Genomic DNA, 8,085 nt, shown 5'->3' on the forward strand with positions numbered 1-8,085 from the left:
GCGGACAGCGACTGCTGACCGAATCGCAAGCCGGTGCATTAGAGAATGGTCTGGAGAAACCCCTCTTGGCATAGACTTTTGCCGTCGTTGAAACGCCCCTGCAGGACAGCCAACACGGAGCCGAGAGCCACAAACTAAATCGGTTTACTATTTAGCGCGCCTTTCCTACCATCCAGAGATGGCGAGAGAAACCTTTACGATTGAGGGCGCAGGCGCGATTTCTCTTACAGCCGAGGCTGAGGGGGATGCCTACGCCATACCCGTCCTTCTTGCGCACGGCGGCGGGCAGACACGGCGCGCGTGGAGAAGGGTGGTCAGCGAGCTGGCTCAAGCCGGCTTTCGCGCAATCGCCTTCGACATGCGCGGTCACGGAGACAGCGATTGGTCGCCATGCGGAGCTTATGAAATGCGCGACTTCGCGGCGGATCTGGTCGCTGCAGCGTCGCGCCTGGACCAGAAGCCAGCGCTGGTCGGCGCTTCACTGGGCGGGCTCGCTGGACTGATTGCCGCAGGGGAGCTTGCTCCAGGTAGCTTTGCTTCACTCACATTGGTCGACATTGCCCCGCGCATGGCGCCCAGCGGTGTAATGCGCGTGGTTGGTTTCATGGAAGAGCATGTCGATAGCGGCTTCGCCTCACCAGAGGAGGCGGCCGACGTGATCGCTCGCTACATGCCGCATCGTCCCAGGCGGGGCGCGAGCGATGGTCTGAAAAGCTATCTGCGGCAGAAGCCGGATGGGCGCTTCTATTGGCACTGGGACCCTGCGTTTATCCGTAATATAATGTCAGCCAGACAAGGCGACCCAGACAGCCAAGAACGTCAATCGGCAATGCTCAGCCAAGCTGCGGCGAATCTCACGCTTCCGCTTCACCTCATCCGAGGCGCCTCTAGCGATCTTGTTTCCGAAGAGGCCGTATTGCATCTGCGACAACTCGCCCCCCATGCAGAATACACCGATATTGCCGATGCCACGCACATGGTCGTGGGCGATGCGAACGATGCCTTTTCCGCCGCTATCGTCGATTTCCTACGGCGCCATCACTCATCCGATACGGCTCAGCCACAGGGGACGAGGGAGCTATGATCGATCGAGAGCGCTTGCAGGAAATGCTGAATATCGCGCCGTTTCATCGATGGCTTGGGCTGGAGATTGCAACATGCTCCGACCAGGGAATCGCGATCACCATGCCATGGCGCGAAGAGATCGTGTCGAACCCTATGATTGGGTCGGCGCATGGAGGGATCCTGGCTTCACTGGTCGACCTCACCGGGCTTTATACTCTGCTTGCCGGGGGCGTCGCGGCGAGAGCGACGGCCGATCTGCATGTCGATTACCACCGTCCTGCAACCTCAGGACCTCTCACTGCTCACGGACAGATCGTGAAGATCGGGCGACAGATTTCGGTGGCGGAAACCCGGGTTATCGAGCCCGACGGCAAGTTGGTCGCCAGCGGCAGGGGCGCCTACTTCTCGTCAACCGGATCACTTGATCATCGCGGCGGGACTATTGATCTCGAACAGGCTCTTGCCACCCAAGGCCCAGCGACTTCTGCAGCGCGATCCACGCCAGCGTAAGGGCGCCTTTTGCCCGGACGAGGTCTGCTGAGGCCTGCTGCTGTTCTCGCAGGGCCCGGTTGAGGTCAGCCTTCGAGATCGCTCCTGCGGCAAAACGTTGGCGGTTCAGATCGGCGGCGCTATCCGCCTGGCTCTTGATCTGCGCGCTGGCTGCCAGCGCGACGCGTTGTTGGCCAAATCGTGCCAGAGCGCGCTCGGCATCCCGTAGCGCCGCGAGGACGGTTTGACGATAGTTGGCGACAGCTTCGTCGCGGACCGCCCCGGCGCGATCGACCGACGCGTCGACCCTTCCAAAATCGAGGAAGTTCCATTCCAGGCGGGGTATCGCCAATGCCGAAAATTCGCCTACATCGAAGATATCGTCGGGGGAAGATCCGCCAAGGCCCAGAATCCCCATAAAGGACAGCTTCGGGAACCTTGCCGCTTCGGCCACCCCGATCCTGGCCGTTGCAGCGGCGAGAGTGCGCTCAGCCGCCCTGATGTCGGGCCGACGCGCGATCAGACTCGCCGGATCGCCGACAGTAACCTCATCCGGGGGCAAAGGGATATCTCGCGGCGTCGAAAGGTCTTCGGCCGTCGATCCAGGAATCCGTCCCGACAGGATCGCAAGCGCGTCTAGCAGGACGGCTTTATCGGCCTCCGCCTCGGCGAATTGGGACTTGAGCACCTCCAGCTCCGCGTTCGCATTGCCCACCGGGAACAGCGGCAGCGCGCCTTGCTGATACCGCTGATAAGTTAGGGCCAGGACTTCTTCCTGCAGCTTGATCTGCGTCCGGTATTGGTCGGCGCGGAACTGGGCCTCCCGCAAGTTGACGTAGTTATTGGCAACTTCGGCGGTCAGCTGAACCTTTGCGTCCTCCGCATTGGCGACCGTTGCCGCAGCCTGCGCGTTGCCGGCCTCGATACGCCTCCGGGAGCCGCCCGCGAACTCCAGCTCCCAGTTGGCATTGAGACCAACATTGTAAAAGCTGAGGGCATCGTCGCTTCCCGCCTCCGGATCGGGTTGCTGTGAGGACGGGGGTGCCCCCTCCTGAATTTCAAGGCCGGGAAGCTGGCCCTGAATAGTGGCGGCCTGGGTTCCGAGTGTCGGCATTCTGCCGGCCCGATCCTGCCTGACCGATGCCCGGGCCTGCGCGATGCGCGCCTGCGCTGCCTGGAGCGACGGATTTTCGGACAACGCAGTTTCGACCAGGCGGGTCAGTTCAGGATCGTCGAGCAGCACCCACCATTCGGCAAGGGCCGGGTCCATGACGCCTACATCCTCGCCAGCGCGGACAAACCGATGGCCCGTATCCGCCGACAATATTTCCGGAGGGCCTGCGTAGTCCGGCCCAGCCGTACAGCCAGCCAGCAAGGCGATGAGGAGAAGCGATGGTATCGAACGGCGCATCATATAGGGCTCAGTGCATCGAAAGGGAGACATTTTTTGGAAGCGGCCTCAGGAAGAGGACCAGCGGAACCGTCGCGAGGGTCAGAATCCCCATAACCAGGAACACGTCATTGTAGGTCATTATGAACGCCTCGCGTTGGAGGGTGCGGCTCAGGACGGCCATCGCCCCCTCCATGCCGCCGAAGTTTCGCGCCAGCCCGTCGAGATAGTCCTGTAGCGAAACGCTGTTCGCATTCAGGGTCTCTTCCATCCGCCGGCTATGATGCCAGATCCGCTGGTCTTGGAACGATGCCAGAGCCGAAAGAGCGAAAGAGCCACCGAGATTGCGCGCCGCGTTGAAAATTCCCGAGGCGTCGCCGGCATCCTCCTTGGCGACCGAAGCCACCGTCGCCTGATTCAGGAACATCATCGACAAGATCATGCCGACACCGCGCAAGAGCTGGCTCTCGGTAAAAACGGCACCCCCGGATTCTGCTGTAAGGCTGGTGCTGACAAAGCAGCTGACCGCCATCAGCAACATGCCGGCGCCGACGGCGATGCGAATGTCGATCTTCCGGATCATCAAGGGAAGCACAGGCATCAACAGGAAGGCCGGGACGCCCATCCAGAAGATCACCAGCCCGGTCTGAAGCGCGTTATAATCAGAAATGATCGCGAGGAACTGCGGGATGACGTAGGTCGAACCATACATCACCATACCCAGGGCGAGCGCCATGATCGCGACGCTGGCGAACTGTCGATTGAACAAGAGCTGCAACTTCAAGACTGGCTTGCGTGCCTTCACCTGTCCGTAGATCAGCGAGGCAAATCCGACGACTGTGATGATTGTGAGCCAGCGAATGAGAGAGGATTCAAACCATTCCTCGCGGTGGCCCTCCTCAAGGACGACCGTAAGTCCGCCCAGCCCCAAGATGAGCCCGACAATGCCCGCCCAATCCGCGTCAGTGAGATAATCCCACTTTGGCTTTTCGTGGGGCAAGCCAACGAACAGCAGGAGCAGCAGCAGGCCGCAGACCGGCACATTGACAAAGAAGGCATAGTGCCAGCTCAGATTCTCGGTCAGCCAACCCCCGATCAAAGGCCCCATCACGGGGCCGAGGATCACTGTCATGCCGAACAGGGCCATTCCGATGGGCTGCTGATGTGGCGGCAGCCTTTTGGCCACGATGGTCATTGCCGTCGGAATGAGCACGCCGCCCGTGAAGCCCTGACCCGTGCGGCCGATGATCATTGTCGTAAGGTCGGTTGCAATCCCGCACAGCACCGAAAAGGCGGTGAACGCGCTGACCGCGATGATGAGGAGGGTTCGCAGACCGAACAGCCGTTCCAGCCAAGCGCTCAGCGGAATGACGACAATCTCAGCAACGAGAAATGACGTAGCAATCCAGGTGCCTTCGGCGCCTGTGGCACCGATCTCGCCCTGAATGACGGGGAGTGCGGAATTGACGATTGATATGTCCAGCGTCGCGAGCATGGCGCCAAGCGCGCCCGCGGCCACAGCGACCCAGGCAGTCACGTCTGCGTTCTTTCGGCCCCCGGCCGGCCCGATCGAAGTGTCCTGCGCTGCCAGTATCTCGGTCATTGAGTCCGACTCGAGATCTCTTCCAATTCGCCGGCAGCATTCCGGGTGTCGACCGTAGCCACTACCGACATGCCGGGAACGAGCAGACGCCGCACTTCAGGGGGAGCATCGATACCGATGCGGACGGGTATCCGTTGAACGATCTTGGTAAAGTTGCCGGTGGCATTTTCGGGGGGGAGGATGGAAAATTCCGCGCCCGTTCCCGGCGATATGCTGTCCACTCGTCCCGCGATCTCAAGGTCTGGCAGGGCGTCAACTTCGAGCCTGACGCTCTGGCCGGCCCGGATGAGGCCGACCTGCGTTTCTTTGAAGTTCGCGGTCACGTAGATCGCGCTCACCGGAACCACCGTCATCAAACGTTGACCCGGTTGCACGAACTGGCCCACCCTGACCGAGAGATCGCCGACTCGGCCGGCCTTGCTGGCGCGCAGCAAGGTCGATTCAACCGTAAGGTCGGCTGTTTCCAGCTGAGCGCGAGCAGCGTCCGCCTGCGCCTGGGTCTGGCTGATCTGCTCGAACAGGGTCCCCCGGCGAGCGGTCGCGGCAGCCACCGCCGCCTGCGCAGCGGCGAATTCGGCCCGCGCCTGCCGCGCCTGCGCCTCATACTGGTCTAGCTTTTCCCGCGGTTCGGCTCCTGTCGCGGCAAGGGGCCGATATCGCGCCACCTGGTCGTTCGCGAGGTCCAGTGCCGCGCTCGCGGCGGCGAGTTGGGCCCGCGCCTGGCGAATGGCTGCATCCTGTTCGGATACCTGAGAACGGATTGTGTCGGCACCGGCCAGGGTCGCAGCGATCTGTGCGCGCGCCTGCTGCGCTTGCGCCTGATAATCCCGCAGATCCAGTTGTACGAGGGCTCCGCCGCGAGCTACTTGCTCGTTCTCCCCTACGAAGACCTCTTCGACGTATCCCGCTACCTTGGAAGAGATAACGACGCTGTCGGCAGCGACATAGGCGTTATCGGTCGACTGCATGTACTGTCCGTAGGTTACGTGCCGGTAGTACCACCAGATCCCGCCAAGCAGCACGGCAAGACCAACGATGATTAGCACGATGCGCAAGCTACGCCGCGATTGCGGTTTCGTTGGGGTTGTGCCCTCCTGCTCCGGTTGGTTGGAGTTATCGGTCATCTGACTCTTTCGGCAGCCTCAGTAAAAGGTGAACGCGTCTCGCGCCCTATGAGCCGTGAGTCAGATAGTAAAGGCATTTAGCAGTTTGCATTTGGGCATCCGAGGCTATCCGACTACACAGCCCTATGGATGAAAAACCAGATACCATGTCACGGTCTCAGCGTCGGCAGAAGATCATCACCGATGATGACCGCATTCTCTATCTTATGGACGAGATCAGTCGCGGCGCGCGCAGAGTGTACGATGCGAGGGTCGCCAGGATCGGTCTCAATCAGACACAGTGGAGGATCATCGGACAACTTCTTCGCGATCCTGCCCTTACGCAGGCTGAAATCGCCAAGAAACTGGAACTGGAATCGGCGACCATCGGCCAGGCGGTTGCAGGTCTTTGCGCACGCGGGCTGATGAAAAGGCTTCGAGCTGAGACGGATCGGCGAGCGTGGCAGCTCATCCTCACGGAGCAGCTAGATGATATGCTGCCCGAACTGAGAGGCTCCGCGGATAGGCTTCATGATCTGCTTTGGCGCGACATTGCCGCCGACGAGAAGCAAACGTTGCAGCAGATTCTTGCAAGGGTATCGGAAAATCTGGACCAACTCCGGGCCGAGGCTGAGTAATATCATGGCATCGCCCCCGGAAAAGCCTATCAGCAGCATCGCTCGCGCCGCGGAGATCGGCCGAATCTTAATGAGGCACGGTGCGAAGACTCTCGCCGGAGCCCTCGGATTTATTCCCTCTTCGAGCAATGTCATCGATCCTCGCGAATTTCGTCCGGCCGCAGTTGTCGCGTTCCTCCGTGACATCGGGCCAGTCGGCATAAAGCTGGGGCAGCTCCTCGCCACCCGAAGCGATCTGTTTACCGAACACTGGATCACTGCATTCTCAACCCTGCACGATCAGGTGTCGCCGGTGCGCTTCGCACATATCGAGCCCGTACTTGCTTCAAGCTGGGGTGAGGACTGGCGGAACGACTTTGCGCAGTTCGACGAACAGCCTCTGGCGTCCGCCTCGATTGCACAGACCTATTCCGCCAAGCTACGGGACGGTAGCGAGGTCATCGTGAAAGTTCGCCGCCCGGGCACCGCCGCGCGCATGGAAGCCGATGTGCGCCTGCTTGTGCGTCTTGCCGAGATCGCGGAAGCACGCTCGCCTGACATCGCGCGTTACCGGCCAGTCGAGTTTCTGCGGACCTTCGGCCGCAATCTTGCCTGGGAGATGGACCTCGCTGCGGAATCCCGAGCCTGCGAGCGGATCGGCGCATATCTCGAAACCATCGGCGTCAGGACCCCGGCCATCCATTGGGAACTGACCGGGCTGCGGGTGAACGTTCAGGAACGCCTGTACGGCAGGCCCGCGTCTTCGCTGGGCGCCTCATCGGGCGATCCGGAGGTGGCGGCGTTCGCCAAGTGCTATGCCAACGCAGTCCTGCGCATGATCATTCTGAACGGCGAATTCCACGGCGACCCTCATCCCGGCAATGTTTTCCTGATCGGCGAGCAGGATGTCGGCTTCATCGACTTCGGATCGGTCGGGACGCTCACCAAGGCCAGGCGCGACGAAATCGTCCGCCTCGTGCTTGCGATTGCTGGTGAGGAAACCAGCGATGTCGCGGATGTCCTGCTCGCATGGGCGGGGGAGCCGAAGGTGGATCGCGATGCGCTCGCGGTGGATCTGGATCAGTTGATTGGAGAGTTCAGGGGGACCGTGCTATCTGGCATCGAGTTCTCGCAGATTTTTTCCCGCGTTTTCGATCTGTTGCGGGATTATCGACTGGTTCTGCCACCTGATCTGGCCATTCTTCTGCGTACCTTGTTGACTGCAGAGGGCTTCGTCCGATCGCTGGCACCGGACTACAACATCGCCGAAGAGACCCGGCCGATCATGACGGAGCTTCTCGCCGAGCGGTTCTCGCTCGGCAGCGCTCGGTCGGGTTTGAAGAGACTTCGCGGTCAGCTGCTGGGGTTGTCGGCGTCCTTGCCCGACATACTTGCCACTGCGAACTCGATCGCAAAGTCAGGATATGTGCCGGTTCAGCTCGATCCGCTCAGTATCGAGCAGCTCGCTGGACTTCGCAATGAGCGTCAGTCCTTGAAAGGCCCTCTAGCTGCCGCATTGATCATAGCTAGCGCGTTGCTTGTCGATCAATCCTGGCTTCTGGCTGGCGGCGCGCTTGTGATTGCTGGGGTGGTGCTCATCCGAAAGTCATAATGAAGGAGCAACTTAATTCGTGCACGGTCACGATACGGCAAAGCCGAACTTAACGAGGATTTCATGCGCCTCACTTCAGCGACCAAGACGCATCGCGAAGAAAATTTTTCGACCTATTGCGATTGAAGGCTTATTTTCCTCAATCAGACGAAACTTTGGAACGGCAGCTTTCAGGCGTGTCCTCGCCTGACTTTATGGCCGCTATG

General features: G+C 60.6%; 7 protein-coding genes. 4 read left to right on the forward strand and 3 right to left on the reverse strand.

The features are described 5' to 3' along the window. The first annotated feature begins 178 nt into the window (after positions 1–178). The gene (locus tag GRI47_RS14635; RefSeq protein WP_160661209.1) at positions 179–1,084 is read left to right on the forward strand and encodes an alpha/beta fold hydrolase; all 906 of its coding nucleotides are present in this window, start codon (positions 179–181) and stop codon (positions 1,082–1,084) included. Between the two features lie 23 nt (positions 1,085–1,107). Then, positions 1,108–1,575, forward strand: coding sequence for a hotdog fold thioesterase (locus tag GRI47_RS14640; protein ID WP_237452676.1), 468 nt, complete (start codon positions 1,108–1,110; stop codon positions 1,573–1,575). On the opposite strand, the gene GRI47_RS14645 is transcribed toward GRI47_RS14640, so the two are convergent. Genes GRI47_RS14645 through GRI47_RS14655 form a run of 3 tightly spaced genes read right to left on the reverse strand, consistent with a single transcriptional unit; the run spans position 1,505 to position 5,671 of the window. Continuing rightward, positions 1,505–2,968: an efflux transporter outer membrane subunit gene (locus GRI47_RS14645; protein ID WP_337190716.1), complete on the reverse strand. Its 1,464-nt coding sequence runs from the start codon at positions 2,966–2,968 to the stop codon at positions 1,505–1,507. The two genes, GRI47_RS14640 and GRI47_RS14645, sit on opposite strands and share 71 nt — an antisense overlap. 7 nt (positions 2,969–2,975) lie before the next feature. Continuing rightward, positions 2,976–4,547, reverse strand: coding sequence for an MDR family MFS transporter (locus GRI47_RS14650; RefSeq protein WP_160662069.1), 1,572 nt, complete (start codon positions 4,545–4,547; stop codon positions 2,976–2,978). Further along, positions 4,544–5,671 (reverse strand): HlyD family secretion protein, encoded by a 1,128-nt coding sequence (locus GRI47_RS14655; protein ID WP_160659385.1) that lies wholly within the window; start codon positions 5,669–5,671, stop codon positions 4,544–4,546. The genes GRI47_RS14650 and GRI47_RS14655 overlap by 4 nt, the downstream gene beginning before the upstream one ends. Positions 5,672–5,796: 125 nt before the next feature. Here GRI47_RS14655 and GRI47_RS14660 point away from each other — a divergent pair, with 125 nt between their 5' ends. After that, positions 5,797–6,288 (forward strand): MarR family winged helix-turn-helix transcriptional regulator, encoded by a 492-nt coding sequence (locus GRI47_RS14660; protein ID WP_160659386.1) that lies wholly within the window; start codon positions 5,797–5,799, stop codon positions 6,286–6,288. A 4-nt stretch (positions 6,289–6,292) separates the two neighbouring features. Continuing rightward, positions 6,293–7,879 carry an ABC1 kinase family protein gene (locus GRI47_RS14665; RefSeq protein WP_160659387.1) on the forward strand — a complete coding sequence of 529 codons (1,587 nt, stop codon included), beginning with the start codon at positions 6,293–6,295 and terminating at the stop codon, positions 7,877–7,879. Positions 7,880–8,085 lie beyond the last annotated feature (206 nt).

The organism is Qipengyuania pelagi (assembly GCF_009827295.1).
In the GTDB taxonomy this organism is placed as follows: Bacteria; Pseudomonadota; Alphaproteobacteria; order Sphingomonadales; family Sphingomonadaceae; genus Qipengyuania; species Qipengyuania pelagi.

What these genes read in the sequence shown, in the direction of transcription:
- GRI47_RS14635 (WP_160661209.1), top strand. Translation starts at nt 179, where the DNA reads ATGGCGAGAGAAACCTTTACGATTGAGGGCGCAGGCGCGATTTCTCTT.
- GRI47_RS14640 (WP_237452676.1), top strand. Translation starts at nt 1,108, where the DNA reads ATGCTGAATATCGCGCCGTTTCATCGATGGCTTGGGCTGGAGATTGCA.
- GRI47_RS14645 (WP_337190716.1), bottom strand. Translation starts at nt 2,968, where the DNA reads ATGATGCGCCGTTCGATACCATCGCTTCTCCTCATCGCCTTGCTGGCT.
- GRI47_RS14650 (WP_160662069.1), bottom strand. Translation starts at nt 4,547, where the DNA reads ATGACCGAGATACTGGCAGCGCAGGACACTTCGATCGGGCCGGCCGGG.
- GRI47_RS14655 (WP_160659385.1), bottom strand. Translation starts at nt 5,671, where the DNA reads ATGACCGATAACTCCAACCAACCGGAGCAGGAGGGCACAACCCCAACG.
- GRI47_RS14660 (WP_160659386.1), top strand. Translation starts at nt 5,797, where the DNA reads ATGGATGAAAAACCAGATACCATGTCACGGTCTCAGCGTCGGCAGAAG.
- GRI47_RS14665 (WP_160659387.1), top strand. Translation starts at nt 6,293, where the DNA reads ATGGCATCGCCCCCGGAAAAGCCTATCAGCAGCATCGCTCGCGCCGCG.